18 protein-coding genes are annotated in these 18,950 nt (G+C 34.2%); all 18 read right to left on the reverse strand.

Features of this window, described 5'->3' with window-relative positions:
• Positions 1 to 16: 16 nt before the first annotated feature.
• The 18 genes from ASU02_RS03115 to ASU02_RS03200 all read right to left on the reverse strand — a co-directional run bounded on the left by ASU02_RS03115 (position 17) and on the right by ASU02_RS03200 (position 18,818).
• Positions 17 to 748 carry a WbqC family protein gene (locus tag ASU02_RS03115; protein ID WP_057760884.1) on the reverse strand — a complete coding sequence of 244 codons (732 nt, stop codon included), beginning with the start codon at positions 746 to 748 and terminating at the stop codon, positions 17 to 19.
• A 28-nt stretch (positions 749 to 776) separates the two neighbouring features.
• A complete protein-coding gene (rfbB, locus tag ASU02_RS03120; protein WP_057760887.1) occupies positions 777 to 1,811 on the reverse strand; it encodes a dTDP-glucose 4,6-dehydratase in 1,035 nt (344 codons plus the stop codon).
• 57 nt (positions 1,812 to 1,868) lie between these two features.
• Complete coding sequence (locus ASU02_RS03125) at positions 1,869 to 2,372, reverse strand: GNAT family N-acetyltransferase (protein WP_057760889.1); 504 nt, start codon at positions 2,370 to 2,372, stop codon at positions 1,869 to 1,871.
• Positions 2,373 to 2,394: 22 nt separating this feature from the next.
• Positions 2,395 to 3,306, reverse strand: coding sequence for a glucose-1-phosphate thymidylyltransferase RfbA (gene rfbA / locus ASU02_RS03130; RefSeq protein WP_057760891.1), 912 nt, complete (start codon positions 3,304 to 3,306; stop codon positions 2,395 to 2,397).
• 43 nt (positions 3,307 to 3,349) lie between these two features.
• Positions 3,350 to 4,840, reverse strand: a complete 1,491-nt coding sequence (locus ASU02_RS03135; protein ID WP_057760893.1) for a lipopolysaccharide biosynthesis protein — start codon at positions 4,838 to 4,840, stop codon at positions 3,350 to 3,352.
• A gap of 20 nt (positions 4,841 to 4,860) precedes the next feature.
• Positions 4,861 to 5,832: a glycosyltransferase gene (locus tag ASU02_RS03140; RefSeq protein ID WP_057760895.1), complete on the reverse strand. Its 972-nt coding sequence runs from the start codon at positions 5,830 to 5,832 to the stop codon at positions 4,861 to 4,863.
• Positions 5,833 to 5,834: 2 nt separating this feature from the next.
• On the reverse strand, positions 5,835 to 7,040 hold the full coding sequence (locus ASU02_RS03145) for a glycosyltransferase family 4 protein (RefSeq protein WP_057760898.1): 1,206 nt from the start codon (positions 7,038 to 7,040) through the stop codon (positions 5,835 to 5,837).
• A 40-nt stretch (positions 7,041 to 7,080) separates the two neighbouring features.
• Positions 7,081 to 8,427, reverse strand: a complete 1,347-nt coding sequence (locus ASU02_RS03150) for a hypothetical protein (protein ID WP_057760900.1) — start codon at positions 8,425 to 8,427, stop codon at positions 7,081 to 7,083.
• A complete protein-coding gene (locus ASU02_RS03155; RefSeq protein WP_057760901.1) occupies positions 8,400 to 9,623 on the reverse strand; it encodes a glycosyltransferase in 1,224 nt (407 codons plus the stop codon). The genes ASU02_RS03150 and ASU02_RS03155 overlap by 28 nt, the downstream gene beginning before the upstream one ends.
• 2 nt (positions 9,624 to 9,625) lie before the next feature.
• Positions 9,626 to 10,393 carry a glycosyltransferase gene (locus tag ASU02_RS03160; RefSeq protein WP_057760903.1) on the reverse strand — a complete coding sequence of 256 codons (768 nt, stop codon included), beginning with the start codon at positions 10,391 to 10,393 and terminating at the stop codon, positions 9,626 to 9,628.
• A 60-nt stretch (positions 10,394 to 10,453) separates the two neighbouring features.
• On the reverse strand, positions 10,454 to 11,215 hold the full coding sequence (locus tag ASU02_RS03165) for a tyrosine-protein phosphatase (RefSeq protein WP_057760905.1): 762 nt from the start codon (positions 11,213 to 11,215) through the stop codon (positions 10,454 to 10,456).
• 50 nt (positions 11,216 to 11,265) lie between these two features.
• Positions 11,266 to 11,955 carry a CpsD/CapB family tyrosine-protein kinase gene (locus ASU02_RS03170; RefSeq protein WP_232426140.1) on the reverse strand — a complete coding sequence of 230 codons (690 nt, stop codon included), beginning with the start codon at positions 11,953 to 11,955 and terminating at the stop codon, positions 11,266 to 11,268.
• Entirely contained in the window at positions 11,945 to 12,691 is a 747-nt protein-coding gene (locus ASU02_RS03175; RefSeq protein ID WP_057760907.1) for a YveK family protein, read from the reverse strand. The genes ASU02_RS03170 and ASU02_RS03175 overlap by 11 nt, the downstream gene beginning before the upstream one ends.
• Positions 12,692 to 12,724: 33 nt before the next feature.
• Positions 12,725 to 13,891 carry an aminotransferase class I/II-fold pyridoxal phosphate-dependent enzyme gene (locus ASU02_RS03180; protein ID WP_057760909.1) on the reverse strand — a complete coding sequence of 389 codons (1,167 nt, stop codon included), beginning with the start codon at positions 13,889 to 13,891 and terminating at the stop codon, positions 12,725 to 12,727.
• Between the two features lie 165 nt (positions 13,892 to 14,056).
• The gene (locus ASU02_RS03185) at positions 14,057 to 15,883 is read right to left on the reverse strand and encodes a polysaccharide biosynthesis protein (protein ID WP_057760911.1); all 1,827 of its coding nucleotides are present in this window, start codon (positions 15,881 to 15,883) and stop codon (positions 14,057 to 14,059) included.
• A 467-nt stretch (positions 15,884 to 16,350) separates the two neighbouring features.
• Entirely contained in the window at positions 16,351 to 17,340 is a 990-nt protein-coding gene (locus ASU02_RS03190) for a metallophosphoesterase (protein ID WP_057760913.1), read from the reverse strand.
• Between the two features lie 396 nt (positions 17,341 to 17,736).
• Complete coding sequence (locus tag ASU02_RS03195) at positions 17,737 to 18,078, reverse strand: helix-turn-helix domain-containing protein (protein WP_057760915.1); 342 nt, start codon at positions 18,076 to 18,078, stop codon at positions 17,737 to 17,739.
• 143 nt (positions 18,079 to 18,221) lie between these two features.
• Positions 18,222 to 18,818 carry a sugar transferase gene (locus tag ASU02_RS03200; protein ID WP_057760922.1) on the reverse strand — a complete coding sequence of 199 codons (597 nt, stop codon included), beginning with the start codon at positions 18,816 to 18,818 and terminating at the stop codon, positions 18,222 to 18,224.
• Positions 18,819 to 18,950 lie beyond the last annotated feature (132 nt).

Below are 18,950 nucleotides of genomic sequence, written 5' to 3' on the forward strand. Positions count from 1 at the left end.
CTGTTCACTGATTATTTTAAATACTATGAATCATACTTCCATGTACCAAATCAAATTCCGTTAGCATTTCACTAATTTCTTCTTTAGAATTAAACATTAGTATATCTATTATAGATAGCCATGGTGTAAATTCATCTTTTAATTGCCTATACTTTGTTAACCTAGGTTTTAAGAATTGCAAATTAATATTATGGTTCAAGAAATGTTCACTAGAATATAATTCTATTCCCCCTATCGGATTTATGTATTGTGTAGAATTTAAATGCTTGTTTATTTCAATTATTCTATTTTCTCCTCTTGCTTCGGGATTAATCTCCAACTCTGAAGCAACAACAAAAGGAGTGTGTATTTTTAAGTAATCACAAATCCTTTGCAAACTCCGTACTATTAGCTTGGAGATATCTTCAGCATGATCCATTGCGTCTAAGATTTCCTCAATTAGGTTGTAGACATCAACAAAATTTTGTGACTTTTTATAATTACTGCTTAATTTCTTTAAAAATGCATCTCTATCCGATTTAAAATGCATTGAAAAAAATCTTTCATTAATTTTTAGCCTTGATGAATCCTTTTTTAAACTAAATGTAAACATAGATTTTTCATTATTTACTAAAATATGATTGCGATTTATCCAGCCACGATTAACAAACTGAACATCATCATATATAACAAATGTATCTACTGCATTTATCAATTGAAAATATCCAATATACGGGAATAGATACGGTTGCATAATCGCTATTTTCAAATACTCGTCATCCCTTCAGCTTACAGACCTACAAATAAACACCCGATTCTAACTCAATATAGTACAATATTGTTTTCTCAATACATTGTAAAAATACCCTTTCATGCTGAAATTCTAGCTGTTTTCTTAATTTCGTATCATCAATGGCATATCTAAAGTCATGACCAGGTCTATCATTAACGAATGTAATTAACTCTCTGTAACTAGTTATTCCACTAGTTTTTCTAGTTATTGGCATTAATCTATCAAGCCTAGTACATATAAGTTCTGCCATCTCCAAATTTGTCATTTCATTATGTCCGCCAATTAAATATGTCTCACCGGCCTCACCCGAATGAAACACTTTTTCAATTGCACGACAATGCTCTTCAACATAGAGCCAATCACGAACATTTTGACCATTTCCGTAAATAGGGATTTCATCCAATGAAATGGCCTTTCGAATGATCGTGGGAATTAGTTTTTCATGATGCTGTCTTGGGCCAAAATTATTTGAGCAATTTGTAGTCACAACATTCATGCCGTATGTGTGATAATAGCTGCGAACAAGCATATCAGAAGACGCCTTACTCGCCGAATATGGACTGTTCGGGGCATATGCTGTATTCTCTGTAAAAAAACCCTCCATCCCCAGTGTCCCATATACCTCATCAGTAGAAATATGATGAAATCTAGCATTTTTGTATGAATCCTTATAGGCATTCACTCCATTCATCCAGTACGTCCGGGCCGCCTCAAGCAATGTAAAGGTACCTAACACATTCGTTTCTATGAAGACCTTTGGATTGTTAATGGAATTATCTACATGTGACTCAGCTGCAAAATGAACAATACCTCCAATTTCATATTCCTTAAAAATACTTTCTACTAGTAAGGGATTACAAATATCTCCCTTTATAAAAATATGCCGTGGATCATTAATTGCCTCATTAAGATTTTTTAGATCCCCTGCATAAGTTAATTTATCAATATTTATTATCTTAAAATCCTTATACTTCTCCAACATATATAAAATAAAATTAGAGCCTATAAATCCGGCTCCACCTGTAACAAGTAAATTCATTACACTCTCTCCAAATGATCAATTTGATATAGATAAAAATCCCCTAGAATTTACATCTCATAAATCTTTCACAATTATATAGGTATCATTTTCTGTTTCACTCTCAATTTCAAATTTGCATCTCAATAAGAAATTCAACCATTTTTCATTCGATTTATGAACCTCAGCCCTATGCTTCTCCATTCCCTTTTCTTTAGCAAATTCAAATGAAAATTCAACTAGATTTCTGATTAGGCTTCCACCACGATGTGAAGGTGTTAACCCGATCGTTGAAGTATAAGCCGTTTTCGAGACAAAATCATTGGCATAAAGCGACATCATGCCGATATCTTGAACCCCATCTGCCAAAATAAAATTATATCCATTATTAATTATTTTTTTTATATATTGATAAAGCAGCTCTCTGTTATCTGTCGGAAATAAATAACTTGAATTTACTCCAATTAGGACGTTTTTCACTCTCTCAATAGCATCTAAATCCTTATCAAGGAGAACAATATTAATATTATCTCGTTGGAAAATGTCCTGATATTTTTCCAAACAACCTATTTTAACCTTCAAATTTCTTCCCACCCTTATTTACTTAACGACTCAATACAGACAAAGGTGTTAAGCTGGAACTATTACTAAATTTCCCAAACACTAAATCTGTAAGATAAGCACCATACTCATTTTTATACTTTTTTGCCCTCTTCATTACATCTTCTGCTGAAATCCAATTATTTCGATAGCTTATTTCCTCTAAACAAGCAATCTTATATCCTTGACGTTTTTCAATTGTTTCTACAAACTGACTAGCCTCTAGAAAGCTTTCAACTGTCCCAGTATCTAACCAGGCAAATCCACGTCCAAGATTACCAACCTTCAGCTGGTTCCTTCTTAAGTATTCCTGATTAACATCTGTAATTTCGAGTTCTCCTCTAGAAGAAGGTTTAATGCTCTTCGCAATATCAACTACATGATTGTCATAAAAATACAAGCCAGTAACTGCATAAGGTGATTTTGGATTCGCCGGCTTTTCCTCGATAGAAATCGCATTATGATCCTTATCAAACTCCACAACGCCGAACCGATCTGGATCTTTTACCTGATAGCCAAATATAATTGCACCTTCCTTTAAACTAGCAGCAATTTTTAATAACGGAGTAAAACCTGTTCCATAGAAAATATTGTCCCCTAATATAAGAGACACCTGATCAGTTCCAATAAACTCTTCTCCAATAATAAAAGCATCCGCCAATCCCCGCGGATGCTCCTGCACTTTATATTCAAGGCTAATTCCAAAATCCGATCCGTCCCCTAGCAAATTTTTAAATAGTGGTGCATCTTGTGGAGTTGTTATAATTAAGATCTCCCGAATTTCTGCCAGCATAAGCACCGATAAAGGATAGTAAATCATTGGTTTGTCATAGATAGGCAGTAACTGCTTGGAAATAGCTTGTGTAATTGGATAGAGCCTTGTTCCACTGCCGCCAGCAAGAATAATCCCCTTCATTCCCTCACCTTTCCCTTTGTATCAACCTCAATTATTTATATACTTATGCACTATGTGCTTTTATGATATTCTTTTTTGTTTTCTTCGAAAGCTGAACCAAGATTTCCAAAACGAACTTAAATTCTTGATTTTTCAGCCCCCAGCTAAGAGCTATATAAATCAACATACCAAATAGTATCTGAATAACCAATTTAATAAACAAGTTGAGTGCCAATATAGTTCCCAAAAAATATACTGATATCCCCATCACACTAGCTAATAAGAAAAAAAGTGCCATATCCTTAAGCTGCTGACGACTAGAATAATCAATTTCTTTTGCAGAATAAAACGCATTTATTAACAAGGACACATAAGAACTAATTATTGCAGCACCTATTAATCCGAGAATTCCTAAAGAAAAAATTAGCGAAATCGCTATTAAAACTGTAATAAGGACTTTTTTTATAATTTCCAATTTCAGGAACAAATCTGATCTTCCTTTTACTTGAAGAATATTTAAATTAATTGCATGGATTGGATAAATCATTCCTATAACGCATAGGAGTTGAAAAAATACGATAGATTCCGTCCAAGCAGGCCCAAGTAATATAGGAATTAATGTATCAGCAATCGCAATTAGTCCCATCATCATTGGAAACATGATAAATGCTGTTGTTCGAATAATTTTTCGAAAGGCGCTTTGCAAATGATTTTCGTCATCTTGTATAGAGCTCAGTACTGGATATGTCACCCTTTGAATGGCACTTGTTACCGAGTTTGTAATTACATCTTTCAATTTGTTAGCATTTGTATAGAAACCCAATTGGCCAGCGGAATAAAGTTTTCCAATAATCAATGAAAACACATTATTATATGCCGTGTCTAACAAACTAGAAATCAATAATTTGTATGCAAATGAAAAGAGTCTTTTGAATGAAGCCATACTAAATACAAGACTAGGAACCCATTTGTTGCTAATCCAAAGCAGGAACGTTTGCATTGTTTGCATTGTTATTGTTTGTGCAACAAGGCTCCACACGCCAAATCCTAAAAAAGCAAAAACGGAAGCAACCATTCCCGCACAGATAGTAGAAGCCAAATTTATTTTTGTTTGCGTTTTAAAATTTATTTTTTTCGTTAGCATTACTCGTTGAATAATGCCTAAAGAATTTATAATAAGGGTGAAAGACAAGACTCTCAATATCATAGATAGCTGATCATTTCCAAAAAAATGACCGATCGTTGGTGCAATACTGTAAAGAATCATTGTCAATAAAACTGAAATGAATAGATTAAAAAAGAAGACAGTTGAATAGTCAGCCTGACTTGTATCTTTTTCACGAATAAGCGCCTGTGTTAATCCACTATCAATGAGGGAATTAGATATGGCAATAAAGACAACAACCATCCCGATTAATCCAAAAAATTCTGGTGCCAATAATCTTGCCAAAATCATCAGCACAATAAACTGAATCCCCTGGCTTGCAAATAAGTCGATAAAACTCCATACTAACCCTGTAATTGTTTTTCCTCTAATAGGGCTGATTTCTGACATATTTAATCCTACTTTTCATATTATTTTCTTCCTGTATTCAGCGAATGTTTCATTTCTACTACTTTTTGATAAATACCCGGGAAGTACATCCTTGAATACAATTTCGTTTTATCGATCTTGCTTAATTCCTTAACTACCTTTTTATACTTGTTTGTCCTCATAACTTTAAAGTTTTTTTGCAATAACAAGATTTCAAATTCCTTTTTCAAAACCTCTCCTTCAATTTCATCAGAATACCGAAAGCTTGTTTCTTGATTAAAATGATTTAACAGTTGGATGTCTAACTTTTTTACTTCAATATTTTTCTCAATCATATTTGAGCCTGAATTTAACTTAGTAGACCATGAATCAGCAATTCCCACTCGGTAAGCTGACATCATTTCATCTATATAGTGGATACTTCCTTTGCTTGCTGCCCACATTTGCAGCGCATAGTCACCTACATGTGCTTCCTTCAAAAGTGCCGGTAAGGGGTCTATTATTTCCCTTCTGAAAACTAAAGAAGCGGTAGGACAAAATCCCCCACCGCCTGCAATCATATCTCTTACCGGACTATTTCTTGTCTTCTTGTAAGGTCTTATATATTGTTTCAATGGTTTCCCCATTCCATTTACAATTTCCGCACTATGGAAGCAAAGGACACAATCTGGGTGGTTTTCCAAATAGTCAATTTGTTTTTGTAATTTATGTGGATTTATCCATAAATCATCCCCTTCACATAAGGCAATATACTTCCCATTCGAAGCTTCCACCAAGCGCTCGCTGTTCTTTTTTGCACCCACATTTGAAGAAGATGTAATTAATCTTATTTTCCCAGGAAACTTATTCATATATGATTCAATAATTGCTCGCGTTCCATCCTTGCTACAATCTTCGCCAATTAAAATTTCAAAAGCAAAATTCGTTTTTTGGCTTAAAAAGCCTTCAATTGTTGATCCAATGTATCGTTCATGATTATAGGTAATGCAATTAACACTAACAAGAATGTCCATCTTCACTCTCCTAATATAGCAGCTATTAAAGTGGGATAGGTTTTTCCCCTATCAAATTTCTCCTCTGCTAACACACGATTATTCCTCCCCATTTCCCTTCGATTGTTTTCATTCTGGAAGAGAAACAAGATTTTTTCTGCAATGTCTTCTGGATTTCCATTTTCGCAATTTATCCCTGCTGAATAATTGGTAATCAAATCCCGGTACTCCTGACATTCTTGCGTATTAATGACTGGCAATCCTGCAGCAGCATAATCACCAACCTTATTAATTATGCTTCCTGCAGCTCCTTTTGCTATAGGATTAACAGCAATGTCACACTGGATTAATTTGCTCACCATCTCGGAATAATCAAGCATCCCTGTGAACTCACAGGGAATCTTTTTATCCCTTGCATATTGAATAAATCTCTGTTTTAAGGGGCCCTCACCCATAATAATAAATTTAAAATTTGAATATCCCTTTTCATTTAACAATTGCAGCGCATCCATAATGGATGTTAAATCATAGCTATGTCCTAAAGTTCCAATATAAGCTAGCCAAACTTCATTCATCGGTTTCACTACATTTCTACACTTATTTGCTAAATGATCAAAATATGTTAGTTCTGTTCCAAGAAATACACTCATACCCTTTTGGCATTTACTGTTTACATCCATTGCTCGATTCACATATGTATCGGAAACGGCAATAACTTTGTTAGCTGTACGATATACATAATTCGCCTTTTTCATCATTGAAAAAAAAAGCAGATCACTAATTAACGGAAGCTTAAGTACCATCTTAAATGCCTCTGGCCAAATATCCTGTACATCGATAATAAAGTTAACTCCATTCCTTTTTGCATATTCTGCCGCCATATAAGCTGCATCTATTGAAGGAACTGCACAATAAATCACATCTGGTTTAACTCTTGTGGCTAAATATTTTTTCAGGTTTTTCCCAAAAGTATAATGACTATATATCCTTTTAAGCGATACATTCTTTTTATAACCTGGCTCTTCTAACATCGCGATTTTATAATCCACTTGCTCAAATAAACCTTGCTGAAACTCCCTATGCTTCTTGCAATCGTGGGAAAAATTTGTCGTCACTATTTCAATTTTATGCCCTTCAAGTGCTAACAGATTTGCAATATAATGGAATCTCCCATTTCCTTTCTCCCCAGGTGTTTGTGTAAAATGAGCAACAATTAGAATATCTTTCATTTAACTCATCCTTACAATTAAAAATTAAAAAACGAAGTGGCTATGCGCCCCCTTCTATTTCCTTTACAGCTTGAGAACTTGATAAATAATTTTTCGAAACGAAAACTAGTATTGTTATATAAAAGAATTCATCAAAATAAAGCATTTCAAGTGAAAGCCATGGCAAAAAGTAAGCCAATCCAATCATGAATAAATACGTACTATTAACAAATGATAACTTTATTTTATTTGATACCCCCTTATAAACCATTCTCCACCAGCCAAACATTAAAATGCTTCCCAATATACCAAGCTGATAAATCATTTGTATAATGGTGTTATGTGAACTATAACCATTTACATAAACTGGGGATAAACCCATACCGAAAAACAATGTATTTACATTTCCCATAAAATATTCAACGTACATATTTACTAGTTCACTTCTACCAGTTGTCAAGGATTGTGCATCTGAAACCATACTGAATCGAATCATGTATTGATTTAATTGTTCAGAAAATAAACTGCTAGAGAAAAATGCAATTAGGAGAACAATAGAAAATAATACGAACTTTAGTTTATACTTTAAACTCTGTCTATCTATTAGAAAGCAGAAAAACCAAATTCCGCCCATAAAAACCAAGCATAAAATGAACATTTTTGAAACTGAAAGCATACCAAAGTAAATGAGTGTAATAACGGAAAGTAATTGAACCATAATAGATATGGTTTTTTTTGTGTTTTTTAAAGTTATTAGCAGGCAGGCAATTGCTACTAGTATGTGTACTGAATAAAAGTTCGCATCTCCATAAAAGCCACTTAATCTAGTTAACCCCATTCTCTTCCATGTATAAACATTAATATAGGCAAACATATGTGGAAAAGTCATCAGAATTTTTGAAGCAAAGCATGCAGATAGCACTCCAGCAGTGATAAATAGGACACATGTTTCAAAATTGATTTCATCTTTATATTTATGCAAATACATAGGAATGAATATAATTAACAAGATAAAAAAGAAATAAGAATTACCTGGAATTATTCCATTAACTAACTTGATTGTTAATGTATAAGCACTTAAAAATAATGGTATAAAAATAAATTTCAATTTATATTTTTTATTTTTAATAAAATATTCTAAGATTAATAGCATAAATAAACAGGGGACAATCATGGAATAAAAAGAATGTGTACCTGGCGAAAATTTTAAAACAGGTGACCATGGAAGAAAAAAGAGCATAATCGGTAAAAAATACCTTTTATCCATAAACAAAGTCATTCCCATAAATAATGCTATCGCCATTAAGATAAGAGTTATTGAACTAATAGCATGCCCTACTGATAAAATGAACACACATGCTATCGATAGAAATAAGAGTCTTATTTCGCCCTGCTTAATTCTATACATGCCTCTTTACTCCTATTTGTCATCAATTGGTTGAATTGCTTAATTGCAAGCTCATTTGTAAAGGAAACGCTCCTTAAATTTTGCTTATATTTTTCAATAAAAAAAGGCTCCTGTAGGATCCCTTTAATTGCTTGATATATGGCTGTTTCGTTATTCTCACATACAATCCCTTCGTGTCCATCCCTTACCAATTCAGTAGCGGAAATGGTTTTTGTCGTTATAATTGGGACATGTAATGATTTAGCCTCCATAAAAACCATAGGAGCCGCTTCGTGTAGGGAAATTAATAGAAATAAATCGGCATTTAGTAGATATTTATAAGGGTTTTCTTGATTCCCATGTAAGTTAATATAATTTTGCAATCCATAATTGGCAATCTCCTTGGTTAATTCATTCTTTTGCGCTCCATCACCAACGATATGCCAACAAATACTGTATCCATCCTTTATTAGTTGAGATATAATCCTTATTCCCTTAAGTAAGTTTTTTTCAGGGCTCAATCTGGCTATTGTGACAATATTTATACTTTCTTTGCTATAATTCTTTGGATCCTTCCTTGCGTACTTTCTATATTCCGAGAAGTTGTGGCAATTATATACGCAATGTACTTTCTCCGATACATCTGGGATTGCTTGAATAATACTGCGTTTGCAGCCTTCAGACACAGCAGCAATCTTATCAAACTGCCTATAAATTTTTCGGTTTTTTATTGTGTTTCCTCCATAATTTAAAAAGTCACAATGAACAAACGTGATCTTTTGTTTTGCATCAACCCTTTTTAGAACAAATTCATTACAGCCTCCATAAAGTGCTTTTTCTTCCGCACTATGACAAAAAGAAATCGCTACATCAAATCCAGAAAGTCGTTTTTCAGTTGTAAGCAAAAATGCAATAGGAAAATGATTGCTAAATATTTTTGTATATACCCCACATAAAAACCGGATGATATAATGCTTGAATCCCAGTTTCATTGTATGTCTCTGTGATAATCCAAGTACCCTTAGGTATGAAGATGCTTCAAGCACTTTAACACTCGATGGAATTTTATTAACATAGTCACCTGTTTTACTAAAAACAAACACTGTTATATCATATTTTTTTTCAATTTGCTGTAGTAGATTAATAAAGGCACGCTGGACTCCGCCAGTTGCAAGATTATTATTAACAATGAGGATTTTCTTTTTTGCCTTGCTCATTTCTATACTCCTTCTATTAAACAATGCTTTCTGCCAGCAAGCATATATTTAATCGCTTGTAAAAATCCCATTTCATTTTTAAATATTTTGTATTTTCTGATCGCGAATTGTAAAATTAGGATGCTTGAAAACCTTTTTGACAATGTTGCGTAAAAAAAACCCTTATCAAAAAAATATTTCTGATTAAAGCCTTTAAACCATGTAGATTGATTATGATGTACAATTCCTATTTCTGCCGTATTTGTCCAGACTTTAAGTCCCTTATTTAAACAATCAAAAAGAAATAAAGTATCCTCACCAGCACTATATTTGGCTCCTCCGCCAAATAATAGTGAGAAATAGATATTTGCTTTCAATATTTTTTCTCTTCTAAAAGCAATACTATAAGTCCCATATCTCATAAAATTCAAATAATGAACTGGTGAATTTTTCAAAATTTCTGCTGGCCCAGATCTTTTTTCATTTGAACTTGGTACATTAAAAATAATCACATCAGCTTGTGGTTTTTTAAGAAAAGCTTCAATAATCAAACGTTCATACTGATCATGATAAACAACATCATCATCAGCTAATAAACAAATATCACTAGAGGCCCTCATTAAAGCATTATTCCTGCTTAACCCGACACCTCTTTCATTAAACGAATAGAATTTAACCGTACGTTTTTCGTCCGCAATCTCATGATACTGATTCACCTGGCATTGATTAATAATAAGCGCATTTCCCTTTATATTCATTTTATCTATTAAAGAAAAGTCCACTTGATTCATTGTTGATACTAATACTTCTATACCATCTTGTTTAATATATATCCCTCCGATTACCCCTTGTTAGAACAAACCTAAAATTTTCTTCCTCATTGGGATAGGCTGTTCAACCTGAACTTGATTACCGTTATGAAGTAATTCTGCATTTTCCCTGAAATAGTACATTTGCTGAATTCCATAAAGCTTAGTAATTATTTCATAAGCCTCATTAAGATTGAATGTCCGTGATCTTGTATTATGTGCATCTGTTGCAATAAAATGAGCTAAACGGTGATCAATTATTTTCTCAGTAAAGGATCTTATCTTTCTTCCGAATAATCCAATCATACTTCCAGATGTTATTTGCACGAGTGCACCTTCTAGAACAATATCAAATAGCAGTTGGCCATTTTCTATAAAACCCTGATTTCTTTCTGGATGTACAATGATTGGCGTAATCTCTTTAAGCAATAACTCATAAACCACTTCATGAGTATAACTTGGCACATAGGCTGAGGGGAGTTCTAACATTAAGTACTTTCCATTATTAAGCGTCAATATTTCATCTTTTTCTAATGCAGTAAATAGTTCCTTATGAATTTGAACCTCCTGACCTGGATAAAGTTGAACATGGATATTTGCCATTTTTAGTTGTTCATTACATTGCTCCACATATTTAAGTATGTCATTTTTCGTGTTTATATAGTATCCATTCATGTGGTGTGGTGTCGTGTAGATAACCTTGATGCCTTGCTTTCCTGCATGCCTAGCCATTTCTAGAAAATCAGACCATGTTTTGGGTCCATCATCAATAAATGGGAGAATATGACAATGTAAATCAATCAAGTTACTTTATCCTCCTCTTTGTAAAACAAGATTAATATCGTTGCTGTTCATCATTTATATTCACGGTAATATTCTTTTTTTGAAAGTTCAATTCCATTCACAACAGCACCCAATATATGGGCTCTTGCTTGTTTCAATACCTCTAAAGATTTAAGTGCTAGTTCCTTAGTAGTTTTCCCGCTTGCTACTACCAAAATTACACCATCACATTTATTAGCTAGAACTTGAGAGTCTGTAACTGCTAATACTGGTGGTGTATCATAGATAACAAAATCAAACATTTCCTTTAACTTGCCCATTAATATTTCCATAGAATTTGAGCTTAATATTTCTGATGGATTTGGTGGCTTTGACCCACTTGTTAACAGAGATAAATTATGAATAGCCGTTTGTTTTATTGCCCTGTCCAACTCTACTTCCTTTGTTAAAACATTAGTTAATCCTTCTATATTACTTACCCTGAACGCATAATGAATAGAGGGTTTTCTTAAATCTGCATCAACTAGTAATACTTGATTCCCTTGTTGTGCTAATACAATGGCCAAATTAGAAGCTGTAGTAGATTTCCCTTCACCTGATTGTGCTGAAGCAAGCACAATAGATTTTATTGTCTTATCGACTGAGGAAAATTGAATACTCGTTCTTATTTGCCGGTATTGTTCAGTAATTGGGAGCATTGGATTCATATGCGCAATCAGATGTATCAGTTTTTTCCTCTTTTTTCCTTTGCTAAATTTCAACTGAATCCTCCTTTGCTCTTTGGAGCACAATATTTTTTTTTGACGCCTTTCCTTTGCCCGTCCCACGTGGCATTTTTGGAATTATACCAAGCACTGGTATTCCAAGATGTATATCAATATCATCACTGGTTTTTATCGTTTTATCTAAGAATTCAAATAAACAAGATAACCCAATACCTACCATTATTCCTATTACTATTCCAATAGCGATATTTACAATTGGCTTTGGTTTAATAGGTAAAGGTTCTTCCTTCGATTTAGCCTTAGTTAAAATACTGACATTATCTACACTCATAATGTTTTTTATTTCTTGTTGAAAATTGCTCGCAATTGAATTTGCAATTTCCACTGCCCTATCAGGACTACTATTCTCTACTTCAATTAGGATGATTTGAGATCCCTCAAAACTTTTAACATTAATACTTTCATATAGCTCTCCTTCACTCTGCTCAAGCTTTAATTCTTCAATGACTTTATCAAGAATGATTGGGCTTTTAATGATTAAACGATACGTATTAATTAACTCAACATTACTCTGCAAACGAGTGAAATCAAGTTGGTTTTCGGAATTCCTTTGGTTTACAAGTAGTTGTGTAGATGCATTGTAAATGGGTGTTATGAAATAGAATGAAATAACACCCGTTATTGAAGTAAAAAGTAACGTAATTAATATAATTAGCTTCCATCGCTTCAACATAATTTTCATAATGTCTTTTATACTAACGGTTTCTTCCATAACTACCTCCATTTATTTGCACAAAAATTTCATTCACCGCATGAAAATTTTACGTTTATTTCCTATACATTCAACGACTCTCATCTGCTCTTCTACCGTTAAACTAGAGCTTGAAGGCAAACAGATTCCTGATCGAAAGAGCTGTTCAGAAATGTTGTCATTCTCGTTATGCTTGTAATATTTGCAACCCTCGAAAAGCGGCTGCATATGCATTGGTTTCCATACATGACGTGCTTCAATATTTTCTTCTTCTAAAGCCGTAATCAACTCCCGTACTGTCACTCCTCTAACCCTTTCATCAATCATCAAGGCTGTTAACCACCTATTTGAGAATGTATTCTCCAATTCGGGCATAAAGGTAATACCCGGCACGTTCCCTAGTTCCTGTTCGTATAGTTGATAAACATTTCTTCTTGCCGCTATTCGGCTATTCAATACCTCAAGCTGTGCACGGCCAATCCCTGCTGATATATTACTTAATCGGTAATTATACCCTCTCTCACTATGCTGATAATATGGAGCTTTGTCTTTAGCTTGTGTTATTAGAAAGCGTGCCTTCTCTAACGCCTCTACATTATCAGAGACAAGCATTCCACCGCCGGATGTCGTAATAATTTTATTTCCGTTGAAGGAGAAGATACCAAATTCCCCAAAGGTGCCACTTGCTTTTCCTTTATAAGCAGACCCTAATGACTCCGCTGAATCTTCAATGATTGGGACGCCGTACCTCTTACAAATCAAAGCCAGTTCATCCATTTTTGCTGATTGCCCAAAAAGGTTTACGATAATGACTGCTTTTGGAAGCTGGTTGTTTTCGCACGCTTCCTGAAATGCTCTTTCCAACGCATTTGGTGACATATTCCATGTTTCTGGCTCTGAATCAATAAATACCGGTTCTGCTCCCTCATATAAAATAGGGTTTGCTGATGCAACAAATGTCAGACTTGAGCAGAATACAGTGTCTCCCTTTTTTACATTCAATAAAATAAGAGCTAAATGGATCGCCGCAGTTCCCGAGTTCACTGCGACAGCTCCATTAGCTCCTACATAGTCCGCCATCTCTTTTTCAAAAGCATCAACATTGGATCCAAGAGGGGCAATCCAATTGGAATTGAAAGCTTCCTGAATATATTTCATTTCATTCCCGCTCATATGCGGAACAGAAAGTGCAATCCTGTTTTTTTGTATTGTTTTTATCAATCTAATCAACTCCTAGGCTCATTTAATGAAATTCCGAGTATCCTTATCTGAGGCTGAACTTTCTGACGGAAAACCCAAATGGTGTTAAGTGTATTCATCAGGCAGCAAATTGATATTCCAATGAAAGACCCTTTCTGCGCGGAACACTTTTTTACTCCTCATCTATTAATGGGTCACTGACAAAATCTTTTCTTCCACAACTTCTTTATTCGCTAATCTCAGTAAAGCCTCTCTTAGCTGATCTTTATGCATAGTCGAGAAAGTTAAAAGCAATTCTTCAATATCAGGCATGAATGCATTGGCTGACAATTTCCCAGTGTAAATTTTCGGATACACTTGCTGTTCGTGGATTTCATCCTTATAAAATAATTCTTCATATAGCTTTTCTCCATGCCTCATACCCGAAAAAACAATCCCAATATCTCCAATTGATTTTCCCGATTGGATTATAAGACTCTTAGCTAAATCGACAATTTTAATCGGAGAACCCATATCTAACACAAAGGTCTCTCCTCCATTAGCAAGCCTCCCCGCTTGAATAACAAGTCTCGATGCCTCTGGGATGGTCATAAAATAGCGAACCATATCTGGATGAGTCACTGTTACTGGTCCGCCTTCTTTGATTTGTTTTTTAAATAATGGTATGACACTGCCTCTGCTTCCTAATACATTTCCAAAGCGGACAGTGAGAAATTTAGTCTGGCTTTTTTGGTTCATATCCTGAATAATCATTTCGGCTAATCTCTTTGTTGCTCCCATCACACTTGTCGGATTGACTGCCTTATCTGATGAAACCATCACAAAGGTGGAAACATGATGAATACTCGCTGCCATTGCAACATTCAATGTTCCAATCATATTATTCTTTACCGACTCTTCTGGGTTTTGTTCCATTAGAGGTACATGCTTATGTGCAGCTGCATGATAGACAACATCCGGTGAATGCTGGCCCATCACTCTATTCATTTTCCGTTCATCTTGAATGTCGGCTATAACGGTCGCAATTTGAATAGCACTTTTTTCACAAAGCTTTCTAAGTTCCATTTCTATTGAATATATGCTGTTTTCACCATGACCTAATAAAATAATTTTTCCAGGGTTGAATTGAACTATCTGACGGCAAATTTCAGATCCAATTGACCCCCCTGCACCAGTCACAAGAACAACTTTATTCGTTATGTAGCCGGAGATGCTCTCTATATCTATCTCAACCTCTTCTCTTCCTAACAAATCTTCCACTTGTACATCACGAAATTGATTTACAGATAATTTCCCTGTCACTAAATCCTCTAGCAAAGGCAAAATTTGCGTCTTCACATTTGTTTTCATACATTCTTGAAAAATCGTGTTCAGATCTTTTTTATCAAGGGAAGGGATGGCAATGATAATATGCTCAACCCCTAATTCCTTTACGGTATGTTCGATCAATTCTCTATCTCCAACAACAGGAACACCCAGTATTTGACGATGATGTTTCTTTCTGTCGTCATCAATGAATGCAATAGGGAATAGGCTTGCGTCTTTATTGTTTTGCAGTTGTCTGACAACCATGATACCAGCCGAACCCGCTCCGATTATTAACACTTTTTTTCTACTTTCCTTGCCTCCAATTAGTTTATGCCTTGACATTCTCCAATAAAATCTTGATCCGCCTACAAAACTTAATAGCAAAAGCCAACTCACAAAAAATGAACGAAACAATAATTCTTGTAAGATTATCGACTCAATTACTAAAACGAGACCAAAAGAAAAAGTAACCACTTTTAAAATAGCTATTAATTCCTCAATGCTTGCATACTCCCAAACTTTTTTATAAAGTTTATATTTCATAGAGAAAAATTTGTAGAATATTATTTGCAAAATGATTGCACTTGCCATAACGTTTGTTTCCGCCGTATACGGACTAAGTAAAAACTGACTCCCCATAATTGCTGCAACTATTAAAAATGAATCAAGTGATAATAATAATAGCAGCCTTTGAAGGTATGGCATTCAAGTTCCTCCTTTATTTTGAGAACAAATAAATTAATAAAGCTTTTAACGAAAAGGCTTTATTAAAACCATCTCGTTAAAAGCTTTATTTAAAAGCGGGCATCTACCCCGCCCTCACATCACCCTTTCGATAACAATGCGTCTAAGGTTCATAAAACCCACAGGATGACCGAGACCCTCCCTTAATAATGGTAAGGAGACTTCATTATCATTTTCTTATAAGAAATCAAATGTTCTTTATACAGCACGAGTTAGGCAAAAATAATACTTTTTCTTCTTTAGTTGATTACCTCTTAATTCTTTCCTATTTCACAAATGCTTTATGAAGAGCGATTACGGCAACGCCTTTGTTCCTAAATCCTCCATCGCAAGAGAAAAGGGACAAACCCAATTAATGCATTTAGCAAATAATAGACTTAGCCCTTATGTTTATTCAGAATAATATTTATTAAATCATTTTCATTTATCTAATCGTTTTTCCCCTGTATTGTAAGCACATTAATTTCAGGTGGATTTAAAAATCGGAATTTCATAAAATGGAGTGCATCACTGCTGCCAAGTCCAGCACTAACATACTGCTTTATTCCCTTATAGTCCCACAATCCCTTGACACGATCACGTGGCGGGAAAATGCCCCCCCATAAATAATACTGTTCAGGAACGAAGAGTGCCCCAATTAGCGGAACCCGAAATTGCCCCCCATGATAATGACCAGCGATAATTAAATCATACTTTCTAAAATTATATTCCTTCTTACTCCTTAGATAATCAATTCTTTCATCCGGAATCGGGTAATGATTTAATGCAATTAAAATATCAGATTCAATTAATGTATCTAGGGTAGTTAACTCTTTTTGCAGTTTATTTATCGATCCCTTCCTACTTTTTATTTGACCTTTTAAAATAGAGTTTTCAAAGTATGTAAAATATAACATTGAATTCCCTTTTTCAACTTTCTGAACAGAGTTTAATAGATTAACTCCCCTTTCCTCCATTCCTTTGATAAATTCACCTTTTTCTAATGTGGCTCCTTCATCCAGGATAAAACTTTGGGGATCTCTATTCCCAGGTACAAAAAGGGCAACCTCCTTATTCGATATACCTTCTAATAATGTATAAAATGGCTCGTAATTTGTACTTGAAGGTTTATCAAGTATGTCCCCTGTAAAAACGATTGCATCATAGTCATGTGAATTAATTGCGTTTAATAACTTTTCTTGTTTATCCCCAAATACCCTTTCATGCAAGTCCGAAATTTGAAGTATGGTGAATCCTTCAAATTCCTTTGGCAGATTTTCAATTTGAATGGTTTGTTTTATGCTGATGATGCGGTTGTTGTCGTAGATAGTGTAAAAAGCCAAAACTAAAAAAAATAGAAATAGGGGGATCCCACGCCTTATTTTGATGCCTAGAGAATTTGAATTTGCCTGTATCGATTTTATTAATTTAGAATGCATTCATTTCTACTTCCTTATACTAATCTGTTCTTACATAGCTTTGCTTACTTTCTCTCTAATATTTAACTTTAGATGTATGGGTTCTTCAATCAATACATTTACAAATAAAAAACAAACATCCCTTGAAAACTGTATCTAATTCAAGTGTTGCTTTATCTGGGAAATGACAGGCCTGCCCTCCCAGCTATATACTAATTGCATTTTCCAGTAATAGCATAACTTAATCAGGCTTCACGAGGTGATGCCTCAACAATAATTCCATGTTTCTTTTTATTCACACTGCTCATAAGATTGTATATTAAAATGAAACAAAATTTTGCCCATCTCATGAGCATGTGTCATTTAAACCTTCGTTCTTACTTTGATAAATTGAATAGTAAAGTCACAAGAAGAAAATTATTCGGATCTTTCGTTTCTCCATTTAATAAATTCAATTAACAGTTTATATTGCTGTATCTCTTCTTTTTCTATTCCTAATTCTTTTAGTTCTTTAAAAAAATTCACCCATTCTTTTTCGATATAAAGATGTTTGTCAAAGTCCTTGCTTGGTTTCAATAGTGTAATTAGATCTACATTTAATACCTTTGCCATTTTTTGCATAACCTCAAGTGATGGGTTCTTATTAATATCCCTTTCTATATTACTTAAGTAAGACTTAGATATATTCGCTAGCTCTGCAAACTCTGAGAGTGTGTATCCTCTCTTTTTTCGAATCCTCGCTATATTTTTTCCGATCATCTATTTACCTCTACTCTTTTTGGAGTCTACTATCCAATCACTTCAATACTTCTTCATAAAAGTTCCAGTTCTAATTTTAGAATCAGCTTATTTTTCAAACAAAATAAAGAAAGAGCCAAATGGCTCCAATCCCATTATATAAATTACCCATGACTCTCTTTTCTCATTGTTCCTTCAAAATCATGCTCATTGATATGGACGTTATCTGATCGAAGTACCCTTATTATGGTTAACAATAATATTTTTATATCTAGGAAAAGCGATTGATTGTTCACATACCAAACATCTAGTGCAAACTTTTCTTCCCACGTTATCGAATTTCTGCCATTTACCTGGGCCCATCCAGTTATGCCTGGTCTAACTAAATGCCTTCTTGCTTGTTCCTTTGAATATAATGGAAGATACTCCATTAATAATGGACGTGGTCCAACTAAGCTTAAGTCACCTTTTATTACATTAATTAATTGAGGCAGTTCATCAAGGCTATATTGTCTAAGAAAGGAACCAAAGGGAGTCAAGCGTATATGATCGGGCAATAATCTTCCTGTACTATCCTTTTCATTACTCATGCTCCGGAATTTATACAGAAAAAAAGGGGCTCCATTCAAGCCAGGTCGCTGTTGTTTATAAAGGATTGGAGAGCCGAGTTTCCATTTGACCAAAATGGTTATCAATAACATAAAGGGAAACAAAATGATTAATCCTATTAATGCAATCATAAAATCCATTAATCTCTTCATCTCTTCACACCCAACTCATCTGTATAAAGGAGGATTCCTTTTACGATAATTTTAAATTTCATTTTCTAACGTTGACTTACAGCAAGTACTGCTTAATTTCTATTAATAATTGTCTTCTGCATTTCCACGATT

The organism is Cytobacillus praedii, from assembly GCF_001439605.1.
Taxonomy (GTDB): Bacteria; Bacillota; Bacilli; order Bacillales; family Cytobacillaceae; genus Cytobacillus; species Cytobacillus praedii.

Coding starts and splice junctions, on each gene's coding strand:
- rfbB (WP_057760887.1), bottom strand. CDS start 1,811: ATGAATTTACTTGTTACAGGTGGAGCCGGATTTATAGGCTCTAATTTT.
- rfbA (WP_057760891.1), bottom strand. CDS start 3,306: ATGAAGGGGATTATTCTTGCTGGCGGCAGTGGAACAAGGCTCTATCCA.
- ASU02_RS03135 (WP_057760893.1), bottom strand. CDS start 4,840: ATGTCAGAAATCAGCCCTATTAGAGGAAAAACAATTACAGGGTTAGTA.
- ASU02_RS03140 (WP_057760895.1), bottom strand. CDS start 5,832: ATGGACATTCTTGTTAGTGTTAATTGCATTACCTATAATCATGAACGA.
- ASU02_RS03145 (WP_057760898.1), bottom strand. CDS start 7,040: ATGAAAGATATTCTAATTGTTGCTCATTTTACACAAACACCTGGGGAG.
- ASU02_RS03150 (WP_057760900.1), bottom strand. CDS start 8,427: ATGTATAGAATTAAGCAGGGCGAAATAAGACTCTTATTTCTATCGATA.
- ASU02_RS03155 (WP_057760901.1), bottom strand. CDS start 9,623: ATGAGCAAGGCAAAAAAGAAAATCCTCATTGTTAATAATAATCTTGCA.
- ASU02_RS03160 (WP_057760903.1), bottom strand. CDS start 10,393: ATGAATCAAGTGGACTTTTCTTTAATAGATAAAATGAATATAAAGGGA.
- ASU02_RS03175 (WP_057760907.1), bottom strand. CDS start 12,691: ATGGAAGAAACCGTTAGTATAAAAGACATTATGAAAATTATGTTGAAG.
- ASU02_RS03185 (WP_057760911.1), bottom strand. CDS start 15,883: ATGCCATACCTTCAAAGGCTGCTATTATTATTATCACTTGATTCATTT.
- ASU02_RS03190 (WP_057760913.1), bottom strand. CDS start 17,340: ATGCATTCTAAATTAATAAAATCGATACAGGCAAATTCAAATTCTCTA.
- ASU02_RS03195 (WP_057760915.1), bottom strand. CDS start 18,078: ATGATCGGAAAAAATATAGCGAGGATTCGAAAAAAGAGAGGATACACA.
- ASU02_RS03200 (WP_057760922.1), bottom strand. CDS start 18,818: ATGAAGAGATTAATGGATTTTATGATTGCATTAATAGGATTAATCATT.